Here is a 25,119-nt window from a genome sequence, read left to right on the forward strand (position 1 = left end):
TTCCACGACGGCCATGCGATGTAGGGGCGAGAGATGACGTCCTGGACACCGGTATCCGAATCCGATTCAAAATAGCGAGTGATCAATGCTAATCCTTGAACAACTTTTGGACCCATCGTATATACTTTTTGAAATGTCACATAAATGTCAGCCGTCGGTTGGTACGTGTACACGATATGGAGCAAATGATAGCTGAGCTCACCGACGGCACCGAAATTAAAGATGTCCACGAGGTGGTCGAAGGATCGAGTGGTGTTCATCTAAAAAGGGAGGTCGATGGTGGGGCGATGAAACGGATCGCTTACATCCCGTTCTCGCAACTCATTGCCGTCACCCCTCGGTGACATCTGTTCAGATGGTCGAACACGAGCGATCGAGAGGACTGATAGCGGGCAGTTATAGCGGATTGGCCAGTTCAGACCGCTCGATTACTCAGCACAAACTCTCAGATGGATAGCAAGTGTCACTATCCATCTGGCCCAAATCTACTGCTCTAGTGGCCACCAGTGCGCCGTCAAGACCAGGTTCTCCGTCTTGCTCGTCACGACACCGTGGACGGGCCGACAGGTCTCCCGGCCGGACGGAGCGTTGTTCGCTGCTTCGGAGGTCGGGCCGTAGGGCCCGGGGCTACTGAAACTGGTGGGATGGCTACCGGTCATCTGCGATGGGGGTCTGCCCTGCGGGAACCGCAGTTCTCGTTGAGGGTGTCGCTGAATCAGTAAATAGAGACAGTCGTCTCCTTGTTTGGTTCTACTATCGATCTCTCAGTGATTGGCCGCGACCCCGAGGACGACGACGTGGTAGATGACGACGGTGATGAACACGACATAGAGAAGCCCTGCGACGAGAAACGGGAGTGGACGCATTCGGTTTGAAGACATGACCTGGGTCCGAAGCAACACCATCCCCCCTCCGAGTAGCGCGAGGACCGCTGACAGCGTGTTCAGAAATCCAATCGTTCCCCACGAGACTCCGAGATCCCACGTGGTGAACAGAATACCGAGTGTCACCGGTAGGGTGCCCTGAAACACCATCGCGCCCGTGATATTGCCGATCGCGAGGGTATCCTTCCCCTCACTGATCCAGATCCCGGAATTGAATTTCTCCGGAAGTTCGGTGGCCAACGGGGCCAACAGGAGCGCAACCAGTGCCGCTGGAACGCCCAACACTTCGGATGAGAAGAACGCTACCTCAGTCACAAACAGATGAGCCCCGGCAATGATCACGAGAAGTCCGAACGCAGTCTGAGTGACCACCATCCACAACGGGGGCTCATCGACAGGAACGAATCCTGATCCGAACGCCGGGAACGGTCGTTTACCCTCTGTCAGCAATCCTTTGAGATGCAATTGATCGAGGTCTTCTCCCTTGATGAGTTGGCCCGCGGAGAGCGTCTGCCTGACGTACACGACATACAGTATGACAAGTCCGAGGGCGATACCAACGCGAAGACGACGAGATGGAACGAATGCCGCCACTACTGCGAACGAATACCCAGCCAGGAAAAACGAGAGGTCACGTCGGAGTGACGGCACGTTAGCTTCGAGAAGCGAACCAGCGGTGCGCCGGCTGCCGAAATAGAGGACAGTCACGCCAATCAGCGCCATCGCTATCGTGGCGAGCATAAACGGTGCGCCGAGGATGGCTCCGACGCCGATCTCGTCGGCAGCGGCCTGGTCACCCCGGCCAATGATCACCGAGATGATGGCAATAACGGGGATCATCGTTTCGGGTAACGCCGTCCCGACAGCGGCCAATATGCTCCCTGTGGCGCTCTCGCTCACGCCGAGGTGGTGACCGAACCACTCTATTGAATTCGTGAAAATCTCCGCCCCACCGAGGAGAAGGGCAAATGCACCGAGGAGCAAACCGAGGTTTAGCAGCGGGATCGAGAAAACGTCTACCGATTGAAACATAGATAGACTTCGGAAGTTGGGTTCTAAATAGTTGGCATCAGTGAGTCGGCTGGCTTCTCGCACTCCGAATCGACCATCGGTTCGGAATCCTTGTTATCGAAAAAGAGAAAGCTTTGCGATGATTTACCACGGCTGCTCCCGTACTCTTGGATATGGCTGAAGCAAACGACTACGAGTCCGAAATGACGGCCAGTCGTGAGGAGATAGCAGCCGTACTGAGTAGCGTGGAAGATGGGATTCTAGCTGGCTCCATTCGGCTGGGTGACGGCACAGACGCTGTCACTGTTGCTATTCCCGAGGAGATCGATCTCGAAATTGAATTCGAGGCTGAGGATGACGAGTTGAGTCTGGAACTCGAACTAGCATGGCCCTCTCCAGAAGGTGAGGAATCCGGGATCTCTCCCATCGCGGAGATCCCTGAAGAGGAAGACGATGAACTATCAGTACCCTCTTCAGAAGGCGAGGAATCCGGGGCCTCTCTCATCGAAGAGATCCCTGAAGAGGAAGACGACGAACTAGCAGTGCCCGTGGGTGCCGCCGACGCATCGCAGGCACTGGCCCGGTTCGAAGTCTTCCGTGACCAAGGCGAAGAATGGCGGTGGCGACTCCGTCACCGCAATGGGAACATCATCGCAACCAGTGGCGAGGGGTACACACGCAAACACAATGCGTGGAAAGGACTCCAGAGTGTGATGAAGAACGCATCAGAAGCGGAGGTAACGGAGGATCCTCCGAACTAGTGGAGAACGGCAGGCAGGTTCAGCCCATTGTGATTGCACTCGGTCTGAACGTTCTCACGTTACTCGCTCGTTGACCGTTCTCCCTCGTAGGCGTCGAACCAGCCAGTGACAGTCTGCTGGAGCGCCCCTGTCGTGCTCCCGAGGTTCAGCATCTGGTAGCCGTTCGCCGCTTTCTCGTTGACATCGTCCATCCCGAATCCGAGACCGCCGACGGGAACACCTGCATCGACGGCATTCGAACGAATGGTCTCGACGGCTTCCTGCACATCCTGATGGTCGATTTCACCGGGGCAGCCCAGCGATATGGAGAGGTCGAGCGGGCCGATGAAGACGAATCCCAGTTCCGGGACGTCCAAGATCGCATCGAGATTTTCGACGGACGCCTCGGTTTCAATGGTCACGCCGACGAGAGTCTCCCGGTCCTCGGTGGCAATGTAGTCGTCGGCGAGTCCCCAGCGTCGGGCCCGGGGCGACCCAAGTCCTCGATCACCAGGTCCGTCGTCGTAGCGGAATCGAGCGGATTTGACTGCCTCACGGACCGCTGTCGCCGTCTCCACGCGTGGCAGAAAGACGTTCCTGGCCCCGAGGTCGAGAGCCTTCCGGACCAGCGTCGGGTCCGTGTCGGGGAGTCGGACGAGTAGTTCGAGGCCCGTCCGTTCGGCCGCACGTAGTAGGTCCTCCATCAGATTCGCGTCCCACGGGTCCGGCCCACCATGTTCGAGATCGATCCAGACGAAATCCACATCGAGTTCACCGTAGACCTCCACGAGTGTGGGACTGTACGAGTTGTCGAGCAGGCCGAGTGCAACGTCTCCGCTCTCCAACGTGGCTGCGAGGTCGTTCGTCAACGCTGGATGGTTCATCGTTGTATTTTCGGACGCGGGCGGGAAACATCTACTGGACAGGTGATGGAGGCTACGTTCACCGTTCGTGGCAAGCTCGGCACCGGGGGACATCGAACGTCCCTAGCGAATAAGATCAAGCAGGAGAACGGCTATCAACGACTGACGAAGTTACGGAGCGTCGTTCATCTCGAAAGGTGAAGGGTATTGAGTAGGTTCGACAAGGCTGTCACACCCTCCACCGTGTATCCAAAGAGTCCACACCGTCGAGCGTCCACACAGTTATTCGAATCGGACGGCTATTCCAAAGGATGTCAGACGACAACCGGGACCGAGACGAGAACCCAGACGACGAACAGCGACAACAGCCAGAGCGGAAGCGAGAAAATGAACGCGACCGTGCCCATGACTGGCGAGTACGTGCGCCAGATATCGAGCGATGGCGGAATATTGATACTCGTCGGCGTCGTCCACGACCATCCGGCGAGTACGTACCGCGTTCGACAAGTGGTCAAGGAACTCGATCCGGAAGTAATCGCATTGGAACTGCCGCCGATTTCGATCCCGCTGTTCAAGCAGTACGCAAGCACCGACCGATGCCCACCTGTCTTTGGCGGCGAGATGAGTGCGGCGATTCAGGCTGCCGCCACAGGTACTACCGTCGGTATCGACGGGCCAACCGGCGGCTTCTTCCAACGGCTGGGGTGGAACCTCCTTCGGGAACGGCCATCGCTACAGACGGTTCGAAACGTGGTCTCGGATGCCGTCGAAACGACGAAACACGCGGTCGCCTGCCGTGCTGCGGCGGCTGTCGGCGCACGCACCTCGATCCGACTGGAAGTCGACTCGCCGGTCTCACACGACATCGACTGGGCGGACGCACCCGACGACCAAGCACGCCACGAGCGCAAGCAGGTTCGTCGCTCCCACTCGTTTATGAACGCGTTTCGGACTGCGAGTCGCTTACAGGCCTCTCGACTCGAGGATGTGGCCCGCGAAGAAGAGATGACCGCTCGACTCTTACGGCTCCGCGAGGAAGGCGACACCGTCGCCGTGGTCGGTATCGACCATCTCGACTCGATAGCCGAACGGCTGAATTCAATGGGTGAAGCGGCCTCGCCTGACGGCGTCCGCGATCACTAGCCCGCCCAGACGGACGTTGCGACGGCATCGAAGTGGAACCGGCGTCCGCGTGACTACCCAGGTATGATACTATTATTTCGCTTATCCCACAGCATACCCCCGGAGTGCGGCCGTTCGTGAGTACCTTTGACACGTCGAGCCCTCTGGATGACGGTTACGTGTGAATATCTGGACTGGTGTAACGCAGTCCTATCGACCCTCTGTTTCGGATATTCCTTTTATAACCATACACCCACGGGGAATACACTCAGATCCAATGGAGCGAGACCACGTAACTGATGACGACGAGGGCAAAGCGGTAGTCGACTCTCACGGGGAAAAGATCGGTATGGTCACGGAGGTCAGATCCGGTACCGCGTACGTGGATGCGGACCCCGGCCTCGCTGATACCATCCGCTCGAAACTCGGCTGGGGCGACGCCGACCAGGACGATTATCCCCTGGAGAAGAGCCGCATACACACAGTAACCGACGACGAGGTTCGACTCAAAGACGAGTTTTAGGCCAACTCACCCACCAGAGCGCGGACTCCTTTTTACGTCGTGGTGGATTGTCAGACGTAGCTTGATACGGGATGGAGAGGAATAGCCCTCCGTACTACCCAAGCGTGATTTCGACCAGGGACATCTCGTTCGCAGGAACAACACTCTCTAGAACGGTCTCGACCTCGGACCACGTCTCTGGCCGGTAGCTGTCGATCCCGAAGCTCTCGGCAAATCGCTCGAAGTCAGGGTTCGTCAGTTCGGTTCCAAAGTGTTCACCGGTATGTGTGACCTGATTCTCTGAAATAAGGCCGTAGTCGTCGTCGTTGAACACGATGATCGTATATCCGAGGTTGAGGCGGGTGGCCGTCTCGATCTCGGCCGCATTCATTAGAAACCCACCATCACCGGTCGCAACGACGACGTTCGTAGCGGTCGCGAGATCGGCAGCAATCCCGCCAGGGACGGCGATTCCCATACTTGCCAACCCGTTCGAGATGATGCACGTGGTGGGTTCGTAGGTGGGAAAACTCTGTGCGATCGCCATCTTGTGACTCCCGACATCGGAGATCAGAATGTCTTCGTCAGCCATCGCTTCCCGGAGAAACGGGAGCGTTCGTTCAACCGAGAACGGGTCGTCTGACTCGGGTTTTCGTTGCACGCTCGCGACGATCCGCTCGCGCAGGTCCTGACACCACTCCGGCCCAGGCGCTGAATCGAGATGCATCCGTAGCTCTCGGAGGACGGTCGAGATGTCCGCGACAATTTCCACGTCCGGATTGTAGTGTCGGTATACTTCTGCAGGTTCGTGGTCGACGTGGATGATGGCCTTATCGAGGTCAGTGTTCCACGAGCGAGGGTCGTGCTCAGCGATGTCATAGCCGACTGCAAGTACACAATCGGCCTGGAAGATTGCCGTTGACGCCTCGGATTCCGGTCCAGAACCGAGTGTCATCAGCGAATTATCGAGACGATCTGAGACCGCTCCTTTTCCCATGTATGTCGCGACAACGGGCATCCCAGCGTGGTCGATCAGTTCGCGCAACTGGTTAGCCGTTGACGTTCGGACGGCACCGTTACCGGCTAACACCAGCGGGGAATCTGCGTTCTCGAGAAGTTCGGCGGCGTGGTCGAGCGACCGCTCGTCGGGGGCAGCCCGTCGCACACGTGGCCGAGTTGGGAGGGCCTCCGCGTCGACCTCTTGTGCTGCCACGTCTTCAGGAAACTCGAGATGGGTCGCACCGGGTTTCTCGTACTCGGCGAGCTTGAACGCCTTGCGTACTGACTCCGGAATGATCTCGGCCTCGGTGATCTGTGTGTTCCACTTCACGACCGGCTCGAACATGTGGACGATATCGAGGGCTTGGTGGCTCTCCTGGTGGAGGCGTTCGAGCCCACCCTGTCCCGTAATCGCGACAAGTGGAGACTTGTCGAGATGGGCGTCTGCGACGCCAGTGAGAAGATTCGTGGCACCTGGCCCCAGCGTGGAGAGGCAGACACCGGCTTCGCCTGTCAATCGGCCGTGGACGTCGGCCATAAACGCCGCACCCTGTTCGTGTCGCACCGGGATGAACTGGACATCTGAATCTCGGAGTGAGAACAGCAGATCTTCGAGTTCCTCTCCCGGGAGACCGAACACGTACTCGACACCCTCTGTTTCGAGGCAGCTGACGAGGAGATCGGATGCCTTCATCATTCCACCCAGACTGTCTTGCGATTGACGAACTCCATGATGCCCGCATTCGAGAGTTCGCGGCCGTAGCCAGATTCCTTGACCCCGCCAAACGGGACCCGTGGATCGGACTTCACCAGCTGATTCACGTAAACGTTCCCAGCGTCGATCTGTCGAGCGAGGCGCTCGCCGCGCTCGCGGTCTTCGGTCCAGATGCTCGCACCCAGACCGAACTCGGTATCGTTCGCTTTCACGATCGCCGCGTCCTCGTCTGGGACCTCATAGACGGCGGCGACGGGCCCGAACGTCTCCTCACTGTCGGCCGGACAGCCCTCGGGGACATCGGCGAGGATCGTCGGGGGGTAGTACGCACCCTGCCGATCGAGGGGTTCACCTCCCGTGACGACCCGTGCACCCGCCTCGACGCTCGCCTCGACCTGTCTGTGGAGGTCTTCCAGGAGATCTTGACGGGCCTGGGGGCCGACGTCGGTCTCCTCGTCCATCGGATCGCCAACCGTGAGTGACGAGACCGCTTCGGTGAACTTGTCGAGGAACGCCTGGTACACGTCCGTGTGAACGATGAATCGCTTGGCTGCGATACATGACTGCCCACCGTTCTGGTTTCGCGCCCACGTGCCGGTCTCGGCGGCGGCCGAGATATCGGCGTCGTCGAGGACGATGAACGGGTCGCTTCCGCCGAGTTCCAGCACAGTCTTTTTGAGGTGCTCGCCCGCTGTCGACGCGACAGCCCTCCCAGCCGGTCCACTTCCGGTCAGTGTTGCGGCTCGGATGCGGTCGTCCGCGAGGATCCCGTCGACGAGATCCGACGGAATCAGCAGTGACTGGAAGACCCCCTCGGGGTAGCCAGCCTCGCGAAACACCTCCTCGATTGCCATCGAACAGCCGGGGACGTTCGACGCGTGTTTCAGCAGCCCGACGTTCCCCGCCGTCAGCGAGGGGGCGGCAAATCTGAATACCTGCCAGAACGGGAAGTTCCACGGCATTACTGCGAGTATTGGTCCCAGTGGCTCGTAAACGGTCTCGACTGCCGCTCCCGGTGGGCTAAGGTGGCCCTCGGGCTCCAGGTACGCACTCGCATGTTCCGCGTAGTGATCACAGCCCCACGCACACTTTTCGACCTCTGCGATAGCTTGCGAGATCGGTTTACCCATCTCCCGAGTCATCGTTTCGGCGTACTTGTACTTGTTCGCACGCAGGACTTCACCGGCGGCTGCAAGCAGTTCTTCGCGCTCCCGAACCGGCCGGCGGCGCCAGTCATGGAAAGCTGCATTCGCCTGGTCGAGAGCTTCTTCGACCCTCGATTGGGTGTGCTCCGCGTACGATTCGATTCGCTCGCCAGTCGACGGGTCGACTACATCCATGTCGTTGTAGATTGGGCGTGAAAGAGGTTAACTCACAGGGTGCCACCGGCTCCTGCACGTCAGCGGAGCGGACTGCGCGGCGGCGAGATACCGGCCATGTTGAGCGCTAAGGGGCCGTTCAGTCCCGATGCCGGAGCATTCAAGCGAGTTTACGGTCCTGGAGAAGACGATGTCTCGGTCAGAGGAGTGCGGTCTGTGCCAGTCCGAGGAAAATAAAATGCCCGAGGACGCCGGTCACGGTTGTGATGAAGACCGTGAGGATGCGTTCTATCCTCACGGATGTCCGGAGGCCGACGGACGCCACCTGGGCTCGGTGACGCAGCGGCGAGAGCCGTACTACTATGTAGACTCCACCGCAACTCATACATAATTGATTCTGTGACGGACGGATTGTACACCCTCGCACTGGCGACGCCGGCACTCCTTCAGCAGCTGCCGGTCTCGATCGATGTGTTCGTCGTGCTCGCTGTCGTTGCCATCGCGCTCATCCTGTTCGTCCTCCAGCCAGTCTCGATCGATACGACTGCCATCGCGCTGATGGTCGCGCTCATCCTCCTCGGTCCGTGGACAGGTGTCTCCCCAGAAGAGGGCGTGTCAGGCTTCTCGAACCCCGCGACGCTCACTGTGCTGGCGATGTTCATCCTCAGCGAGGGAGTGCGACAGACCGGCGTCATCCAGATCCTCACCCAGAAGATGGAGTCGTTCGCGGGAGACAGCGAGTCACGACAGCTCCTCGCGACGGTCGGACTGGCCGGCCCATCGGCGGGCTTCGTTAACAACACGCCCATCGTCGCCGTACTCATCCCCGCCGTCACGAACCTCGCTCGGAAGACCGGGACCTCGCCGTCGAAGCTGCTGATTCCGCTGTCGTTCGCGTCGATGATGGGCGGGACTCTCACCGTCATCGGGACGTCGACGAACCTGCTTGCGAGCGATATCTGGGCGCAGGTCGGTCCGACCGGCGAGCCGTTCTCGCTGTTTGAGTTCACACAACTGGGGGCCGTCGTACTGGCTGTCGGCATCGTCTATCTACTGACCGTTGGGCGATACCTCACACCCGCCCGGATCACCGCCGAAGGATCCCCCACAGACCAGTTCGGGATGGCCGACTACCTGACCGACGTCGTCGTGCACGAGGACTCCGAGCTCGTCGGGTCGCAGGTTCGAGAGCTGCGGCGCGGCGACCTCGATCTGGATGTATTCGAGATCGTACGCAACGGCCGCAGCATCGTCCGCGGCCTCCCGAGCGAGCGGATCCACGCTGGCGACGTCCTTTCCGTGAGAGCGAGCCAGGAGACGCTCGAACAGGTCATCGGCGACGACCACCTCGATTTCCTGCCGGAACTCCTCGACGCCGCAGAGGACGGGCACGAACCGCTCCCTGACGGGTTCGTGCCCGAACACCACGCGTGGAGCCGACCGTTAGCGACACCCGACCCGAACACGAACGACGACGAGAGCAAGGAAAAATCAGAGGAAGCCGAGGATGAAATTTCGCTCACGGAGATCGTGTTGCTCCCTGGGACGTGGTTGAACAGACGGGACGGCGTTGTCGGATTCGAACGCGACTACGACGCGACAGTGCTTGCGGTTCGCCGGGGGAATGAAGTGATTCGCCAGCGCCTCCGGGACGTGCGCCTGCAGGGCGGTGACGTGTTGCTCGTCCAGACGAGCGAAGACGTTCTCGACCGATTCCGGGCGGACAACAATATCGTCGTCTCCAGTGACAGACGCTGGAAGGACTTCGACCGGACACAGATCCCCATCGCACTAGGCATCGTTGCCGGCGTCGTCGGACTGGCCGCACTCGAGTATCTCCCGATCATGGTCAGCGCGCTCGCCGGCGTCGTCGCGATGCTCTTTTCGGGCATTCTCCGACCCGCAGACGCCTACGAGGCCGTCGACTGGGATGTCATCTTCCTAATCGCGGGCGTCATCCCTCTCGGCATCGCGTTCGAGGCGTCCGGAACGGCTGACCTAATCGCGACGGGCATCGTGGCCGGGAGTGCCGTCCTCACACCGATTGCGATGCTCGCGACGTTCTACATCGGCACCGCGATCATCACGGAGATGGTGAGCAACAACGCGAGCGTCGTGTTGATGCTTCCAATCGCTGTCGAGGTCGCGGGGCAACTCGGCGTCAACGCCTTCGCGTTCGCCCTTGCGGTGACGTTCGCCGCCAGCACGCCCCTGCTCAGCCCAGTGGGCTACCAGACGAATCTCATGGTCTATGGGCCTGGCGGCTACAAGTTCACTGACTTCGCGCGCGTTGGTGCGCCGCTCCAGCTCATCCTGACCGTCGTCACGACGGCCGGCATCGCATTCTTCTGGGGGCTATGATGAAACAGAATCACGACTGCGACGTGCGCTAAGGCGGCGCGACAGCAGCCGCCCCCTACAAGGCCCCCACACGCCAATACCGGTGTATGGTCGAGTTGATCTCTATCGGTGGGTTGTTCCTCGCGTTCTTCCTCGTGGTCATGAATGGGGTGTTCGTCGCCGCCGAATTCGCGTTCGTAAAAATCCGGCCGACCCGGGTGAACGCGCTCGTCGACCGCGGGAAACCCGGTGCAGGACTGGTACAGGATGCCATCGAGAACCTCGACGGTTATCTCGCCGTCAGCCAGCTCGGGATTACGCTCTCCTCACTCGGCCTCGGGTGGATCGGTGAGCCGGCTGTCGCAGCGCTCATCGAACCCATTCTCGGGGAACTGCTACCTGCAGGCGTGATTCATCTGGTGGCGTTCGCGCTGGGATTCGGCTCCATCACGTTTCTCCACGTCGTGTTCGGCGAACTCGCACCGAAGACCTTTGCTATCCAGGAGGCCGAACGGGTGGCGCTCCTCGTTGCGCCGTTCATGAAGTTCTGTTACTACCTGTTCCTGCCCGGCCTCGTCGTTTTCAACGGCACCGCGAACTACTTCACCAGCCTCGTCGGCGTGTCGCCAGCGTCCGAAAGCGAAGAAACCCATTCCGAGGAAGAGATCCTGATGATTCTCACGCGCGCCGAGGAAACAGGACACGTCGACCTTGATGAGGTCGAGATGATCGAGAGCGTCTTCGACCTCGGCGACACGCTCGCCCGGGAGATCATGGTGCCACGCCCCGACGTGGAAACCGTGTCCGCCTCGATGGCGCTTTCAGAACTTCGTGCGGTTGCCGCCAGCGGGACCTACACTCGATACATCGTCCTCGACGAAGACGGGGACCAGCCAATTGGGTTCGTCCACGCGAAAGACATCCTCCAGGCGAGCGAAACCGAAGCCGATCACGACTCAATCACTGCACGGGACCTCGCACGAGAAGTCCTGGTAGTACCGGAGACGCGACGGATCGACGCAATTCTCGCAGAGTTTCAGACGTATGGTGGTGGCCAGATTGCCGTCGTCATCGACGAATGGGGCGTTTTCGAGGGAATCGTGACCATTGAGGACATCCTTGAGGAGATCGTCGGCGACATTCGAGACGAATTCGACACTGCACCACAGGCCCCCGCTATCGAGCAGCGAGATGACGGAACGTACGTTGTCGACGGTGGCGTTCCTGTCCAAGACGTGAACGAACAGCTCGGCGCCACGTTCGAGACCGACCAAGTTGAGACGATTGGCGGATTCGTCTTTAGCCAGCTTGGACGAGAACCTGAGGTCGGTGACCAAATCGACCAGCAGGGACACGTCTTTCGTGTCGACGCCGTCGACAACGCACGAATCGAACGCCTCGTAATCCAGACACCTGGGACATCTCAGACGGAGACTGCGGAAGAATAATCGGATCGAAAGCGGTGGTTTTTAAACGGGGCACAAGAGGGTGGTCCGGCTGAGCGGGGCATACTCGACAAAGAGTCTTGAAATAGTTGACCGACATAATGAGGCACTGTTCGAGTTCCTCTGGTGTCCCGTCTGCGGGCAGGAGGTCTTTACCCACGTTCCCTTCGAGGGGGTGTTCTGCAAGAACTGCAACACGCAGGTCGAACTCCAAGAGTCCCGAGAGACACGCGGCTACGAGGAGGCCGTGCTCGCCTGCTTCGATACCGCCACGATCTGGATCCTCCACGTCGACGAGAAACTGTGTCGCGATCTTCCGGATGGATCGGCGCGGGTGAAGATCCTCGGCGCACCAGATGCTTACGATGTCGATTGGTGGAGTCCGGAGCCAGGTGAGGACTGGGACCCTGTGGAGCGCGGAGAGTTCGACGACATCAAGGAACCATCAGAGGTGTCGCACCTGGCGTAGATCCTTATTGAATATTCATTTAATAATAGGTTTCAGCGGCCGTGTTGAATGCAGGGTACGTATGAAACACGGTAAATGTCTCAACTGAACACAAGGCAGATCGGCACGCAAAGGGGGATATGCACTAATCTCCCACGATAAGGTGACCTTAGAATCAGCGCCAGTCTTGACACTAACGGGCCCAAAGAGTGGGGCTAAAGCGAGAGAAAGACGGTGTCCATTCGATCCTCCTCACAGGGTTAGGTCACACCGATCGATTTGAGTACACTTGTCATCGACAGTCCCTGGATGATCATGCTTGCGATGACAACTCCAAACACCGCCGACCTGAGCTGACTTTCGAAGGGAACGGAGGGTCCGAGACTGAGCGCGAGAGCGATCGGTATCACGCCGTGCATGCCACCCCAGATTATAACGTGCTGATAGTTTACGGGGACGGGGTCCTTAATCACCTGGTTCAAGAGATTCACGATCCCGTAGATGACGCCAGCACGGACACCAATCAGAAGAAGAAGAGTAGTTAACACGACCGGAAGGGTCCTGAGCACCTGGATTGACGAGACCTCGATGCCGATGGCGACGAACAGCATCGTTTCAGACAGGAAGACGATCTTCTCCCAGATCTCCCCTAGAAACTCGAGGTTCTCCTCACTCAGTGCATACTGTCTGGAGAATATTCCCAGGACGATGCCTGTGATTACCGTGGCGAGAATTCCACTTACGTGGAGCACGTGTTCCGCGAGGTAGAAGCCCCCGTAGACCCCAACGACCGAAATCATGAAGAGATTCGTCTTGTCGTTCACTACCCGTTGTGTTCGGTACGTGGCGTATCCAATTCCAACACCGACGAGAATACCACCGAGACTCACAATAAGAAAATTAGTCATGAATGCCCCCAACCGGCCGAACGAGAAGAGCCCCGTTCCAGTAAGATCCGTGGGGCTAGCCTCACGTACGAGTGCTAACACCGCCGAGAACAAAACGATAGCAAGTCCATCATCGAGAAGGCTCTCCCCCTCAACAAGAACCGCTAATCGTGGTGGAGCTCCTGATTCCTCAAATAGTGAGAGGACGGCAACGGGATTTATCGGATAGGCCATCGCTCCAAATAATAGCATGATTAACAGCGCGATTCCGAAGAGCTTCGCGCCGATCCAGCCGATTGCTATAATAGCGACGGGAAGCCCGACAAGAACGGTTTATTACGATGATCAGCAAGTTGCGTCGAAACAAACCGTGATCGATCTCCGCAGCGCCATAGAACAAAATTGCGGGCAGAAATACGAAGAGGATCGTGTCATGCGTAAACAGAGGGTCGAGGCTGAAGCCGAGATACGTCTGCAGAGGAAAAATCGTCAATGTGAATCCGACTGTGACAAGTAAAACGGTGTATGGGAACGTGACTCGATTTGCCAGAAACCGGACACCGATAGCAATTACGAAGGAGACGAGCACTCCCAATACAACAGCGGTTGTCTCGACCATGAGTCGTTTGCTCTCTACTGTACCCCTGGTACCTCCGTCTGCTTGAATGGTACGAGCAAGAGAGAAGTGTCGGTGCACCATCCTACGTAGCAGCTGGTTTCCCTCATTCTCGATACAGTTCCTGCTCTCGATCGTTACGGTCCTCGGGATCGCGTTCTTCTGAGAGGTCCGCGTTTGAGATGAACCGTTTTCCCGAGATAGTGCGCTAACGTCACCACATCCGACTGGGGGGAGTCGTACGAACGTTGATTCATCTAACGGTCGTACTAGGAGTATGACCTCGGAAGTCGAGGAGGTGTACGAACTCCTGCTGGGGCGGGAACGAGCCATAGACGCCGCACTAGACGCCGTTGCTCGACTTCACCAGGATGATGACGTTCCGACGGCGATGTACGAGGCATTCACCACCGAGTACCAACGTGAGACAGAACAGCTGCGAGCAGTTATCTCGACGCTCCGCTCTGAATACCCAGAAGTCGAACGCGAGCAGCTTCTGGTGAGCGAGCGACGCGTCCTACAGGAGGAGAAAAACGCCGTGAAAGACGCGATTCGGGCCGGTGTCATCAATGACGACATCGGTGAGCGGCTTCTGGAGGAGATCGACCTCAAGGTCGACCTAGTAGCGGCGGGCGAGTCCACTGTACTGGGTGGCGGAGAGGGATATGACGAGTTCTAGCGCGACCGTGTACGGGATCTATAGCCCGCAGTCGACGAGGGTGACGGAGACGCGGAAATAACGGTAGTGGATAATAAACGGGGTGAGGCTTGATCCGCTCGAATAGACATGATGTGGTGTGCTATGGGAGGCTCGAACTCATGTCCACACTACCGCCCGGAGGCAGTCACGTCGCCGGCCCCAGTCATCGGCAGAGACTGATCGCGCTCGCTAACCGTACCAATACCCCGCCGTAATTCGAGTGCACTCGCGTAATCGCCCTGCGAGAGGATCCCGACGATTGCGCCGTCCTCCTCGACGAGGGCGTACGATGACTTCGTGGTGCCGAGTTCGACGAGTGCGTCGAAGGCGTCCGTCGTCGCCTGCACGGTTAGCGGCTCTTCGACCATCACGTCGGCAACCGGAGTGGTTGCACGGTTGCGCTGGTCGACGTCTTTCAGGTGTTGCAGCGAGACGATACCGACAGTGGCGCCCGTCTCATCGGTGACGCCGAACTCGGTCCGCCGGTCGACGAGCATTTTGTCGACGAACTCGGCGACCGTCGAGGTGGCCGAGATGGTGCGTGACTCGGGCGTCATAATGTCCGCGACAGTGACTCCGACGAGCAAATCTTCGAGTGCCGTCGTGCGTGACTCGGAGGTCGCCGCTCCGTAGATGAACAGGGCGACGAACAGGAGGATGACGTTGAACGAGAACACGCCGATCACGGCGAACACTATGGCGAATATGACGCCAACACGTGCGGCGATCCGGGTGGCCTGCCCGTACGGGCGTGTCCGAGCGAGCAGCGCTCGAAAGACCCGCCCGCCATCCATCGGGAACGCCGGAACGAGGTTGAAGATGGCGAGCGTCACGTTCACGACGGCGAGCCAGCCGACGACGAACAGTACAATGGGAAGCGACGCGGGGATGACCTGCAACAGGATGTAACAAACGACGCCGAGCAGGACGCTCGTGATAGGGCCGGCGATGGCGATCCAGAATTCGCGGTTCCACTCGCGCGGCATTGACGTCATGCTCGCAACACCGCCGAAGATCCAGAGCGTGATCGACTCGATGGTCAGTCCGTACCGGAGCGCGACCCACGAGTGACCCAACTCGTGGATGGTCACGCTCACGAACAAACCGAGTGCCGCAACAGCGCCGATCAGCCAGGGCGTCGCGCCCTGGCGCAGGACGGCAACGTCGAGTGTCGACCCGGCCAACCCATCGATGATTCCAGCGTAGAGGGCGATCTGCTGCCCACTTCCGATCAACCACGCGAGGATGGGAAGAAAGACAATCAGGGAGATGTTGATCCGGATTGGGATGCCCCAGACGCTGGTGAGTCGATAGCTACGCATTACTCTCCGCCGTCGGGGGAATTCTGCTCACCGCCATCGGACTGGATGTCCGATGAGGCTCGCCTCGCTTCGCTCTCCTCACCGCCGTCGGCCTGGGGCGAGTGATGCGGCGTCGGCGTCCCGGCGGATGCACGTCCCATCCAGCGGTCGATGTTCTCTGCAACGTAGGTGTGGCCGCCCCATCCCACAGCGATGCCGACGCCGATCGCGACGGCCGCGGCGAGTCCCCACGCTAACGCGTTGGCGAAGACGAACAGGATGCCGACGTCGACGCCCATCGTGTCGAGTCCGATCACGATCGCCGTGAAGTAGAGGAACATCCGCGTGCCCTGCGCGAACCACGAGGTATACTCGGTCTGGGTGGCTGCCCGGGTCCGCATGATGGCGTCACCGATGAAGTCCGCGACGACGAACCCGAGGACGACTACTAACAGTCCGGCGATGAACGCCGGTAGATACGAGGTCGCCGTCGAGATCCACTCCGACAGCAGCGAAATCGAAAGCACGTTTGCGGCGGCGAGGATCGCCAGCGCATAGACGAACCACTTCGCGAGCGTCCCGAACGCGTTCGAGACGGCAGTCTCGGTTCCCCCAAGAATGCGTCCAATCGGCGTTTCGAGTACCATCCGGTCGAGTTCGACCCGGTCCGCTACCTTCCGAACCACCTTGGCGACGGCAACTCCGAGGACCCAGCCGATCAGGAGGACCAGGAGCGCTCCGACCAGCCGGGGGAGAACCGCTACGATCTCCGCAACCGTCTCCTCGAGGAACGCCGGAACTCCTAGTTGGAGCACGTACGATTGTAGCATGATTACGATATCGGCCTTCAGAGCCATGAAGAGGCGACATTTTCACTACCACGGGAGTTTTCATTATGTGAGTTACAAACCCGGCCTGGGGATGGCTGGCAAAGCGAATTTCGACGGGGGGACGACGATCACCGTCGACGAGTTCCAGCAGGGTGACTATCTCCACCACGAGTTGCGGGACCACATACTAGGCGTCTATCCGATTGAGTACGCGACCAAGCAGGGTCTCTCGCAGCTCGTTGGGCGTGCCGAGGACGTACTGTCTGATGCCGAGCGCCGACGGGAACGGGAAGCCCTCGATCGGTTCTTCACCGCGCTGGGACAGGGTGGAGATGTCGCTTACGGTGCTGAGGAAATGCAAACCGCTCTTGACTACGGAGCGGTCGACGTCCTCCTCGTTTCCGACGCACGGCCACCAGCGGAGATTCGTGAGCTGGAGGAAGCGACGACCGATCAAGGCGGTGAGTGTCTCGTTGTGTCGACTGACACAGATCGAGGTGCCCAGTTCGATACTGCATTCGGAGGCCTTGGAGCACTCCTTCGGTTTCCGATCAACTAAGCCGAGTAGTTTTGGACGCCATAGCTGTCGTAGCGTCCCAATGTACGGGTCTGGAGGCAGTCATCGGTCGTGCAGACGACCTCGAATGGCCGTAAACCGGGCGAGTGCGGTGTCGATCTTGGAGACACGAATCGCTTACACCGGTCTCAACCGTCGTCCTGTGCGTTCAATTCTGTAAGGACCTGGCCGGCCGCCGTCCCGATACGAATGCCATCTACGTTACGCATCTCGAGATCGTGCGTGGCAGTCGGAAAGGGGTAGTGGTCGACGAGGATGCGATGGATAACGGTTTGGACGGGGTCGGTCCCGTACCTGTCGACGACAGTAGCCATCATCTCGTCGAGATGCGCGTCCCGGTGCTCCGTCCGGGGATCCTGTGCGCGTTCGAGCACGAGTTCGACTACATCGTCAACTGATGCGTGTTCGGGATTCTTGGTTCGTTCACGAACGTCGTAGAGAGCGTCGTTATCGGGCATTCCTGTTCACTTCGAAGTATTCTCCACGGTGTCAGGGCCCTTGAGCAATGAGCGAGCTCGCTGCACGTAACTGTTCGCGCCCCAGCTACGGCCGTCGCTAATCGCATCGAGGAGCAGCCGCGCATCGGCAGCTGATAGGTGTTCAGTTCGAACGAGAACCGAGAGCAGCGTCGGTGTCGTGACGAGTCGGGTATCAGCGAGTGAGGCGTGGATCAAGCCAAGTTGGTTGAACTCGTCACAGAGGAAGAGCGCAGCATCGAGATCGTTCGCGAGCGTGACCGCCGCGTTCTCACCGTCATCGAGGGGGAACTCGGCATCGAGGTCGACCGACTGTGTCGTGAATGACTCTGCTTGGTCGAGTACGGCGGACGCGGCGTGTCCATGGACGTCATCGTAGGAGGCGATCTCTTGGAGTTCATCGATGACCGCTGTTGGGACGACGACCTCGTACCGGGAGAGACAGAGTGCGAGTGGATCGGGGTCGTCGTCAGTAACGATCCCGAGACTCACGAGGGCGGAGGCGTCTGCGATAAGCCGCGACATCTATGCGTCGGCGACCTCGTCGATGAAGTCCTCGTCCAACTGCTGTTTCAACACTCGGAGGTTTGCCGCCTCCTCGGCGCCGACGAGTGCTTTGAGTTGATTGAAGGTGATCTCGTCGTCGTAATAGGCGGCGGCGATCTCTTGGGTGAGTGCGTCGTCGTGAGCGGCGTCTTGGAGGTACTCCCGAAGCGCGGTCACGAGGACATCTGTTCGGTCTTCCCCGAGGACTGCGGCCAGTGCGTCGGCGCGGTCGATGAGCCGATTGGGGGCCCGAAACTGCACGCGCTTCTTATCGGTGCTCATGATGTGTACGATGTGAGCCAACGCACTTAGCCGTTTTCGTGTGTACGATGTGAGCCTCACTCGGCCGACCGTCACTCGGCCACGAGATGCTCCTTGAGGTCACGTGTCCAGTACGTTGCGAGCCCCCCTGGACTACAGTGCTCGCACAGTTGCAACGGGCCTTCGAGATGCCCCAGTTCCACGCGGAACCGCGTCAGCGCTGCAGGCGTGTCAACGACGAGCCCACACCCGTCGCAGGCGTGGTGATCGCGCTCGTCGGGATCAGGCCCCGACTGGATCGCACAGTCGACGCAGATGGGGTGAGTAACCCGATCATCCTGACCCCATGTATGCGCCTCGCCAGCCTCGGCGCCGGGCGGAGTGTCGCAGAATGCACACCCCGTGAGCGTCTGCTGCATTACTCGGCCTCCTCGTCGGCATCGCAGGCGGTCGTCCAGCCACGGTGGAAGACGGCTAGCTGCGTCGGTGAGTCGAACGCAGTACCACTCGGTTCGTGAACGAGAACGCGGTCCTCGGGAACGGGTGTGACGACGTCCGCGTCGAGGAGCTCAGTCTCGAACTGTTCATAGTCGGCACTCGTGTCGTCATGTGGATCGGGATCATCCATGGTGAATCACGCTGCGCACGTTGTCGCGCGCTGCACGCCTTCTGGCGCGGATAAACACTCCACGCGAGACCGCGGCCCTTACTCGCTCCAGAGGGCCGTGATCCGGTCTTCGATTCCAAGCGTCAGCACGTCGTGATGGTCGGTTAACCACGATGCGTCGTCACTGGATAGCAAAGCGGTCGTCAATAGCTACGGAGCCGCTGAGAGCCTGTTGACTCACTCGTCTTCGAGCGCGGCGTAGATCTCCGCGTGGCGGCGTCCGTCAAGTTCCCCCATCTCGAGGGCGATCTGGTGGCGTTCAGCGTCGCTCTCGGCCGCCTGATACCGCTCGTACAGTCGGCGGACTTCTTCGTCGACCGTCGCCGAGGAATCGGTGCTGGACGCCATCTCTGTATCGAAGTTACTCATTGTGTCCCTTTATCAGTTGCGACGAGCACACGCTCGGAAGTAGATCACTGCGGTCTCAGTGTCGACGGCGGCTTCATCGGTCGCAAAGCGATGCAGTAGGGCCCGAATTTCGTCGCCGTAATCAAACGTGTGTCCGTTCAGCATGTAGAAGACAACCACCGTTCGGAGTGCAGTCCGCTTGTTTCCGTCGACAAAGGGATGATCTGCAACGAGAAGACGCATCAGATGTACCGCTTTTTCATGCAGTGTCTGTGGAACCTCCCCAAAGTAGCCTTCAGAGACGTACTGCACTGCAGATTCGATTGCATCCTCCGACCGAATTCCGGGTTCTGTGGCGTCGCCCTCCTCAACGATCTGCTCGTGGAGATCGAGAATGAGCTCGACCGAAGGATACGCGACGTCGTCAGTCACATTTGCGACTCTCTCACGCTAGCCAATAGTCGTTTCTTCCTTGCAGCGTCGCTCGCTGTATGTTATATCTCTTGGCGGTCGGTACTGGCGCGTTGTAGGCGAGCACGTTCGTAGCGTGTTCGCTCCTCGTGGGCAGTCGCCCAATCAGCGAGATCACTGTACACGTTGTCAATTGTCCGCTTCTCGCTTGTTTCGGCAACCTCGACGGCGTGGACGGCCGCTGGCGTCTTGGCGTCGTACACCTCTTCATAGCCGTCGATGTGCGTGGTCAACTTCTCAACGTGCTGCTGGAGGTCCTTGACGGAGTGGTTTGTGGCGAGTCGGTTGATGCGTCGCCACTCGAAGTACGCGTTGTTCCGCTTGTAGGTGGCCGGATGACCGTCATGGCGTATGACGATGCCGAGTTCTCCGAACCAGCTGAGGTATTTCCGGGTAGTCTTCGGGTCACACTCTGCTCGTTCGGCGATCGCGCTTGCCGTCGTCGGCTCCCGGGTCTGCAGGATGGTGCCGTAGATGCGTTGTTCGACGTCGTCCTCGCTAAATGGGTCGTCGAAAGGAGGGGGACCGTCCGTGGACGCTGTGTCGGGCATACGTGTTCTTACGGGGCTACGAATATCGTTCTTACTTCGAGGAAGAGTTCCTCGACAAGTGAGGCGTACTGGGTGCCGCCTGGTTGGCTTCGAAAGGAGCACCGCCTTAACCAACAGTCTGCCCGGGCTCAGCGAGTTGTTGGTTAACTCACGTTCGGTCAGCGCATCTGGAGCTTTCGAGCCGGTTTTACGCTGAACGTATCTGGGTTGTTGACTGGCACGTCGTGACTGCGATCAGTTGCCTGGGACGACGACCGAGTGAGCCGGGTGATGAGATCCTCACGAACAGCCCGCCGACTGACCGTCGACTCGTGCCACCCAAGTCGTTCATCGTAGTGCCGTTTCCGAAATATCTCGCCGTTGTCGTCGATGGCGATGAACTGGGTTCGCTTTGCTCCCCACACGTTCGCAGAGACGTACTCCGCACCGACCTCTTCGTGGGTGAGTTCCACGAGGACACACTCGACGAAGGAGACGATGGAGAGTTGACTTCGATCGTTGGGAATCGTCAGTTCGAGATCTGCCCACGGCGCTTCGTTTGATTGTCCTATCTGTTCGCCACGTAGCCGCGATTGCTGTCGCTCGTGTTCTGAAGACATAGTAGTTCAGTGGGCGCTCACTGCACCCCTCACCCCTCTTGGGGGTGAGAAACTCCACCACGAATCGCATTCCCATCTAATGAGTGACTTCTGATACATTTGCTACAGACGCTCGTCGTTTGATGGCCCCTCGGCCGGAGAGAGCCAGCGGCATTTGCACCGGTGTACCCTAGCCTTCCTTTGGATGATTCTGGAGGTACAGGGAGAAATGAAACCTGCTTAGATTTGGCGATAGCTCCGTCGGGCTGTTCTAAGGAGCTATTGATGTCCTCGACGAGATGCAGCGGAGACAATCACCGGGAATTGTGCTTGACGAGTGGATGAAACCGTCGAAATCGAGGACTAGAGGGGAAATTTGAGAATGGTTTTAGTCAATACCAGTTGACGTCATATAGCGGCACATATTCTGAAACTGCTGATGACTCGCCTTCTCTACGCAAATCGTGCAGTACAGGGTCTGAAAAGTGCATGACGCCCTTTCTAACAATCTCGTTTTTCCTCTCGAATAGAATCATAGGAAATATGACTGTTGGTCTGTCAACGGCAGGATCTTGGAGAAGTTATCTCCTTACGGGATAATATATCCTGAAGGTGAAACAGCTGTTTTATCGAGTTAGTCTTGTGCCACCGACCGGGCTGGTTGCTCCGTTGCAGGAGCAGGTGGTTCGTGGGTTCCAAACTCGGGGTGGGTCTCTTCCATCCACACGTACACGATCGCCCCAGAGACGAACATCAGGGCGGCGGTCATGTAGAACGCGGCTTCGGCGTTCACGAACTCCATAGAGAGGCCGATGAGGATTGCGCCGACGCCATACCCCGAGTCGCGCCACATTCGGTAGACGCCCATTCCGGTCGCTCGCCACGTCGGGTGGGCGGCGTCGCCAGGGACAGTCATCAGGTTCGGGTAGAGCAACGCCATCCCGAGCCCGGACACGCCGGAGAGCACGGCCCACGGGAGGTACCCTTCGACGAGGACCATCCCGAGGACGCCTGCGCCGGTGAGGAACATTCCCGCAACGACTGGCGGACGGCGACCGATACGATCGGCGAGCCCACCAGTTGCGATCTGGAGGAAGTACATCGCGCTGTGGACACCGACGATGAACCCAACTGCTGCGATGCCGAGCCCTTGGCTCGTGAGATACAGCGGGACGGCGAGCCAGAACAGCGTATCGACGAACTTCTCGATGTGACCCGCCTGTGCCGCAGCGAACAGCGTCTTATCCCCGTAGGTCGCCCGCTTCAGTACTTCTTTGAACGGGAGGTTCGCGTCATGGTGGTCTTCATCATCGATTTCGGCTTCCGCGAGTTGGACCGTCTCCTTGATCAGGAAGACCGAGATGAGGAACGCCAGCACGACGACGACGGCGAGGAAGTAGAACGGCTCAGGCCGGAGACTCGTCTGGGCGGCGATGACGCCCGTGACCCATGCACCGACGGCGACACCGCTGTACCCGAAGGCCTCGTCAATGCCGACGGCCAGCCCTCGCTTCTCGGGCCCCGCGATGTCGATCTTCGCGTTGATGGCCATACTCCAGGTCAACGCCTGGTTGATGCCCAGCAGGATGTTCCCGACGGTGATCCAGCCCCAGCTCGGCGCGAAGATGAGGATGATAGGGAGTGGGAGCGCGGTCACCCAGCCGAGGATGAGCACAGGCTTGCGGCCGTATTCACTACCCCACTTGCCGGCGTAGAGGTTTAACAGCGCCTTGACGAAGCCGAACGAGATGACGAAGGACCCGATGACGAACAGCGACTCGACGCCGAGGACGTCACGACCAAACACGGGCACGACGGCGCGTTCGGAACCAATCGTCAGCCCGGTGGCGAACACCAGGAGAACGTGGAGTGAGAACTGCCCGAGGTGCTCGCGGATACCCTGTTTGAGTTCAGTTTCTGTACTCATCGATCACTCCGCTGCACAGTTGTTGGGACCCAGTTCAAGCTCGGCCAGTTCGTCGGCGGGAACTGATTCTTGCCCCACGTTCGTTCGCTTGACACGCTCGAAGTTCGGCGGATGATCCGGGATATCTGACGCGAGTTCCTGGATGAACTCCTCGCGGTCGCGGCCGAGGTCCTCGTTCCGCTCTCGGACCTCGCTCAGCGTTGCGGTCACTGGCGGTTCCGGCGAACCTGGGTCGTGTGCCGGCAGCACGAGCGCGTCATCCGCTCGGTCCTGAAGTCGCTGGAGGCTCTCGTAGAGCGTCGCGGCGTTCTGCTCAACGTTGGAATCTTCAATTCCGGCTTCGACGCCAAGTTCGACGCGGCCTACGCTCTCGTGGAAGAGCGTGTCGCCCGTAATCAGTGCCGACCCCTCGATATCGAACGAGACGCTTCCTTCGCTGTGTCCCGGCGTGTGGATGACCTCGATATCGAGGCTGCCGACCGCTACAGTCCGTCCATCCTCAATGGGCGTTGCACCGATGGCAAGTGCGTCCTTCGGGTGGAGGTAGTAGGGAACGCCGTGACGATCGGCCAGTTCTGCAGCGCCGGAAACGTGGTCGGCGTGGGCGTGCGTGTCGAAGACACCGACGAGTTTGGCGTCGTACTCGTCGAGAATTCCCTCGTATTCCTCGAGGTAGTGCGACGGGTCGAAGACGGCGGCTTTACCGTCCGAAATAAGCACGTGTGAGAGACAGCCTTTCCCTGGTCGTGCGATCTGGACGAGCGTTCCATCGAGGTCGACAGAGACCGACGCATGGCGGTGAACGCGACTCCATCCGTTCATTCCGTCTTCGAGCGTTTCCGCGTTATAGTTCATCTCTTGGAGGACTTCCGTTGCCGTCTCCGCGGCGAGTCCTGCACCACAGACCGTAACGATCTCTTTCGCTTCTGGGAGGTCCGAAAGAGCGGCCTTGGCTTCGTCAGGGTCGCCAGCCAGTTCGTCGTAGACGTCGACGTTGACGCTACCCGGAACGTGCCAGTCATCGAACTCTCCTTGGTGGCGAATATCGACTACGAGCAGGTTGTTTTCGCTGTCCTGCAGTCGTTCACCGAGTTCCTCGGGGGAAATATCCGACATCAGTGGTATTCGGTATGAGTAGTAGTAGAATATAGGCACTGCCGGACATGACCGGCACTGTTAATTATGTACAGACGAATGTGTCTCTATGAGTCTCTACGAGGCCTCGTTCCGGGTTAAACACGAGTGTCCGTATCGAGAGATATCCGAGCGGTATCCGGATCTCACGATTCGTGAGTGGTATCTGGACGACTGCCAGGTAATCGAAATCACAGCGCCGGGGACTCCGACTGACGATCTCCTCGATGAGATCGACCGCTTAGGAACAATTCTTCACGAGTCAATCGACGATACTGGCCTCCACGTCGTCACACAATCGTGCCTCTGCTCACTAGAGGATTCTATCATCGAACGGTTCGAGACACACAATTGCCTGTACCAGCCACCGACGATTCATCGTCAGGGCTGGGAGCACTACTCCGTGATTGCCTTCGATGAGAGTGATATTAGAACTCTCCTTCCCGAGTTGGAAGCTGACCGCGATATCGAAATTCTCTCGAAGACGGCGATCACTGAACAACGAATCCCACACAGTATGCTGGCCCCGGTCGACCAGTTGTTCGAAGACGTGACCGAACGACAGATGGCGGCACTTCGGTTGGCGTTGGAGAGTGGCTACTACGAACAGCCCCGGAAGACGTCACTCCGTGACCTGGCCGACCAGACGGCCGTCGCTCGCTCGACGTACGAAGAACACCTCCGGAAAGCGGAGAACAAACTTCTCACGAACGCGGGACAGTTCCTGCGACTGGTTACAGCGACATCGACAGCAGACCCATTAGAGGTCGAAAAGACTCGCCAAGCTGAGCAGGCAGCCGACTAACTGCCCCTCTTCACGATGGACGGTGCTCCGGTTAGCTGATTGTGAGTCCTTAAAAA

Annotated in this window: 27 protein-coding genes and 1 pseudogene; 10 read left to right on the plus strand and 18 right to left on the minus strand. The window is 58.9% G+C overall.

Going from position 1 to position 25,119, the window contains the following annotated elements; genetic code table 11:
- Positions 1–176: 176 nt before the first annotated feature.
- Positions 177–344 carry a hypothetical protein gene (locus tag P1L41_RS17860; RefSeq protein WP_276298520.1) on the plus strand — a complete coding sequence of 56 codons (168 nt, stop codon included), beginning with the start codon at positions 177–179 and terminating at the stop codon, positions 342–344.
- 420 nt (positions 345–764) lie between these two features.
- Here the strand turns inward: P1L41_RS17860 and P1L41_RS17865 are convergent, their stop codons facing one another.
- Positions 765–1,916, minus strand: a complete 1,152-nt coding sequence (locus tag P1L41_RS17865) for a sodium:calcium antiporter (protein WP_276298521.1) — start codon at positions 1,914–1,916, stop codon at positions 765–767.
- Positions 1,917–2,068: 152 nt separating this feature from the next.
- On the opposite strand from P1L41_RS17865, the gene P1L41_RS17870 reads away from it, so the two are divergent.
- Positions 2,069–2,656 carry an amphi-Trp domain-containing protein gene (locus P1L41_RS17870; protein ID WP_276298522.1) on the plus strand — a complete coding sequence of 196 codons (588 nt, stop codon included), beginning with the start codon at positions 2,069–2,071 and terminating at the stop codon, positions 2,654–2,656.
- A 59-nt stretch (positions 2,657–2,715) separates the two neighbouring features.
- On the opposite strand, the gene P1L41_RS17875 is transcribed toward P1L41_RS17870, so the two are convergent.
- On the minus strand, positions 2,716–3,519 hold the full coding sequence (locus tag P1L41_RS17875; RefSeq protein WP_276298768.1) for an HpcH/HpaI aldolase family protein: 804 nt from the start codon (positions 3,517–3,519) through the stop codon (positions 2,716–2,718).
- A gap of 384 nt (positions 3,520–3,903) precedes the next feature.
- Here P1L41_RS17875 and P1L41_RS17880 point away from each other — a divergent pair, with 384 nt between their 5' ends.
- Both P1L41_RS17880 and P1L41_RS17885 read left to right on the plus strand, forming a co-directional pair.
- The gene (locus tag P1L41_RS17880; protein WP_276298523.1) at positions 3,904–4,641 is read left to right on the plus strand and encodes a hypothetical protein; all 738 of its coding nucleotides are present in this window, start codon (positions 3,904–3,906) and stop codon (positions 4,639–4,641) included.
- Between the two features lie 256 nt (positions 4,642–4,897).
- Positions 4,898–5,143: a PRC-barrel domain containing protein gene (locus tag P1L41_RS17885; protein ID WP_276298524.1), complete on the plus strand. Its 246-nt coding sequence runs from the start codon at positions 4,898–4,900 to the stop codon at positions 5,141–5,143.
- Positions 5,144–5,237: 94 nt separating this feature from the next.
- Here P1L41_RS17885 and P1L41_RS17890 read toward each other — a convergent pair whose 3' ends face one another.
- Together P1L41_RS17890 and P1L41_RS17895 are read right to left on the minus strand one after the other, a co-directional pair.
- A complete protein-coding gene (locus P1L41_RS17890; RefSeq protein ID WP_276298525.1) occupies positions 5,238–6,818 on the minus strand; it encodes an acetolactate synthase large subunit in 1,581 nt (526 codons plus the stop codon).
- Positions 6,815–8,176, minus strand: a complete 1,362-nt coding sequence (locus tag P1L41_RS17895) for an NAD-dependent succinate-semialdehyde dehydrogenase (protein WP_276298526.1) — start codon at positions 8,174–8,176, stop codon at positions 6,815–6,817. Before P1L41_RS17895 ends, P1L41_RS17890 begins: the two co-directional genes overlap by 4 nt.
- 378 nt (positions 8,177–8,554) lie before the next feature.
- Between P1L41_RS17895 and P1L41_RS17900 the strand changes: the two genes are divergently transcribed.
- From P1L41_RS17900 to P1L41_RS17910, 3 genes are all read left to right on the plus strand, one after another.
- Positions 8,555–10,516 (plus strand): SLC13 family permease, encoded by a 1,962-nt coding sequence (locus tag P1L41_RS17900; protein ID WP_276298527.1) that lies wholly within the window; start codon positions 8,555–8,557, stop codon positions 10,514–10,516.
- Positions 10,517–10,602: 86 nt separating this feature from the next.
- The gene (locus tag P1L41_RS17905; protein WP_276298528.1) at positions 10,603–11,943 is read left to right on the plus strand and encodes a hemolysin family protein; all 1,341 of its coding nucleotides are present in this window, start codon (positions 10,603–10,605) and stop codon (positions 11,941–11,943) included.
- Between the two features lie 49 nt (positions 11,944–11,992).
- On the plus strand, positions 11,993–12,409 hold the full coding sequence (locus P1L41_RS17910; protein ID WP_276298769.1) for a DUF7567 family protein: 417 nt from the start codon (positions 11,993–11,995) through the stop codon (positions 12,407–12,409).
- A 239-nt stretch (positions 12,410–12,648) separates the two neighbouring features.
- Here P1L41_RS17910 and P1L41_RS17915 read toward each other — a convergent pair.
- Positions 12,649–13,590, minus strand: a pseudogene (locus P1L41_RS17915) (cation:proton antiporter domain-containing protein); the annotation flags it as partial.
- 578 nt (positions 13,591–14,168) lie between these two features.
- On the opposite strand from P1L41_RS17915, the gene P1L41_RS17920 reads away from it, so the two are divergent.
- A complete protein-coding gene (locus P1L41_RS17920) occupies positions 14,169–14,570 on the plus strand; it encodes a hypothetical protein (RefSeq protein WP_276298529.1) in 402 nt (133 codons plus the stop codon).
- Positions 14,571–14,719: 149 nt separating this feature from the next.
- Here P1L41_RS17920 and P1L41_RS17925 read toward each other — a convergent pair whose 3' ends face one another.
- Both P1L41_RS17925 and P1L41_RS17930 read right to left on the minus strand, forming a co-directional pair.
- Positions 14,720–15,913 (minus strand): site-2 protease family protein, encoded by a 1,194-nt coding sequence (locus P1L41_RS17925; RefSeq protein ID WP_276298530.1) that lies wholly within the window; start codon positions 15,911–15,913, stop codon positions 14,720–14,722.
- Positions 15,913–16,722 (minus strand): mechanosensitive ion channel family protein, encoded by an 810-nt coding sequence (locus tag P1L41_RS17930; protein WP_276298531.1) that lies wholly within the window; start codon positions 16,720–16,722, stop codon positions 15,913–15,915. The genes P1L41_RS17925 and P1L41_RS17930 overlap by 1 nt, the downstream gene beginning before the upstream one ends.
- A gap of 67 nt (positions 16,723–16,789) precedes the next feature.
- Here P1L41_RS17930 and P1L41_RS17935 point away from each other — a divergent pair, with 67 nt between their 5' ends.
- Complete coding sequence (locus tag P1L41_RS17935) at positions 16,790–17,281, plus strand: eukaryotic release factor 1 family protein (RefSeq protein WP_276298532.1); 492 nt, start codon at positions 16,790–16,792, stop codon at positions 17,279–17,281.
- A 146-nt stretch (positions 17,282–17,427) separates the two neighbouring features.
- On the opposite strand, the gene P1L41_RS17940 is transcribed toward P1L41_RS17935, so the two are convergent.
- The 11 genes from P1L41_RS17940 to P1L41_RS17990 all read right to left on the minus strand — a co-directional run bounded on the left by P1L41_RS17940 (position 17,428) and on the right by P1L41_RS17990 (position 24,240).
- Positions 17,428–17,757, minus strand: a complete 330-nt coding sequence (locus P1L41_RS17940; RefSeq protein WP_276298533.1) for a DUF8158 family protein — start codon at positions 17,755–17,757, stop codon at positions 17,428–17,430.
- A 6-nt stretch (positions 17,758–17,763) separates the two neighbouring features.
- Positions 17,764–18,300, minus strand: a complete 537-nt coding sequence (locus tag P1L41_RS17945; RefSeq protein ID WP_276298534.1) for a PIN domain-containing protein — start codon at positions 18,298–18,300, stop codon at positions 17,764–17,766.
- Complete coding sequence (locus P1L41_RS17950; protein WP_276298535.1) at positions 18,301–18,603, minus strand: hypothetical protein; 303 nt, start codon at positions 18,601–18,603, stop codon at positions 18,301–18,303.
- Positions 18,604–18,674: 71 nt separating this feature from the next.
- Positions 18,675–19,001, minus strand: a complete 327-nt coding sequence (locus tag P1L41_RS17955) for a DUF7558 family protein (protein WP_276298536.1) — start codon at positions 18,999–19,001, stop codon at positions 18,675–18,677.
- Positions 19,001–19,210, minus strand: a complete 210-nt coding sequence (locus tag P1L41_RS17960) for a DUF8069 family protein (RefSeq protein WP_276298537.1) — start codon at positions 19,208–19,210, stop codon at positions 19,001–19,003. The genes P1L41_RS17955 and P1L41_RS17960 overlap by 1 nt, the downstream gene beginning before the upstream one ends.
- Positions 19,211–19,426: 216 nt before the next feature.
- A complete protein-coding gene (locus P1L41_RS17965) occupies positions 19,427–19,597 on the minus strand; it encodes a hypothetical protein (RefSeq protein WP_004060587.1) in 171 nt (56 codons plus the stop codon).
- A 33-nt stretch (positions 19,598–19,630) separates the two neighbouring features.
- Positions 19,631–20,029 carry a type II toxin-antitoxin system death-on-curing family toxin gene (locus P1L41_RS17970; protein WP_224338412.1) on the minus strand — a complete coding sequence of 133 codons (399 nt, stop codon included), beginning with the start codon at positions 20,027–20,029 and terminating at the stop codon, positions 19,631–19,633.
- A gap of 62 nt (positions 20,030–20,091) precedes the next feature.
- A complete protein-coding gene (locus P1L41_RS17975; protein ID WP_276298538.1) occupies positions 20,092–20,619 on the minus strand; it encodes a DUF7342 family protein in 528 nt (175 codons plus the stop codon).
- Between the two features lie 158 nt (positions 20,620–20,777).
- Positions 20,778–21,218 carry a DUF8030 family protein gene (locus tag P1L41_RS17980; protein ID WP_276298539.1) on the minus strand — a complete coding sequence of 147 codons (441 nt, stop codon included), beginning with the start codon at positions 21,216–21,218 and terminating at the stop codon, positions 20,778–20,780.
- Positions 21,219–21,831: 613 nt separating this feature from the next.
- On the minus strand, positions 21,832–23,124 hold the full coding sequence (locus P1L41_RS17985) for an MFS transporter (protein WP_276298540.1): 1,293 nt from the start codon (positions 23,122–23,124) through the stop codon (positions 21,832–21,834).
- Positions 23,125–23,127: 3 nt separating this feature from the next.
- On the minus strand, positions 23,128–24,240 hold the full coding sequence (locus tag P1L41_RS17990) for an MBL fold metallo-hydrolase (protein ID WP_276298541.1): 1,113 nt from the start codon (positions 24,238–24,240) through the stop codon (positions 23,128–23,130).
- Between the two features lie 88 nt (positions 24,241–24,328).
- Here P1L41_RS17990 and P1L41_RS17995 point away from each other — a divergent pair, with 88 nt between their 5' ends.
- Positions 24,329–25,063, plus strand: coding sequence for a helix-turn-helix domain-containing protein (locus tag P1L41_RS17995; RefSeq protein WP_276298542.1), 735 nt, complete (start codon positions 24,329–24,331; stop codon positions 25,061–25,063).
- Positions 25,064–25,119 lie beyond the last annotated feature (56 nt).

It is taken from the genome of Haloarcula ordinaria (assembly GCF_029338275.1).
GTDB classification, from domain to species: Archaea; Halobacteriota; Halobacteria; order Halobacteriales; family Haloarculaceae; genus Haloarcula; species Haloarcula ordinaria.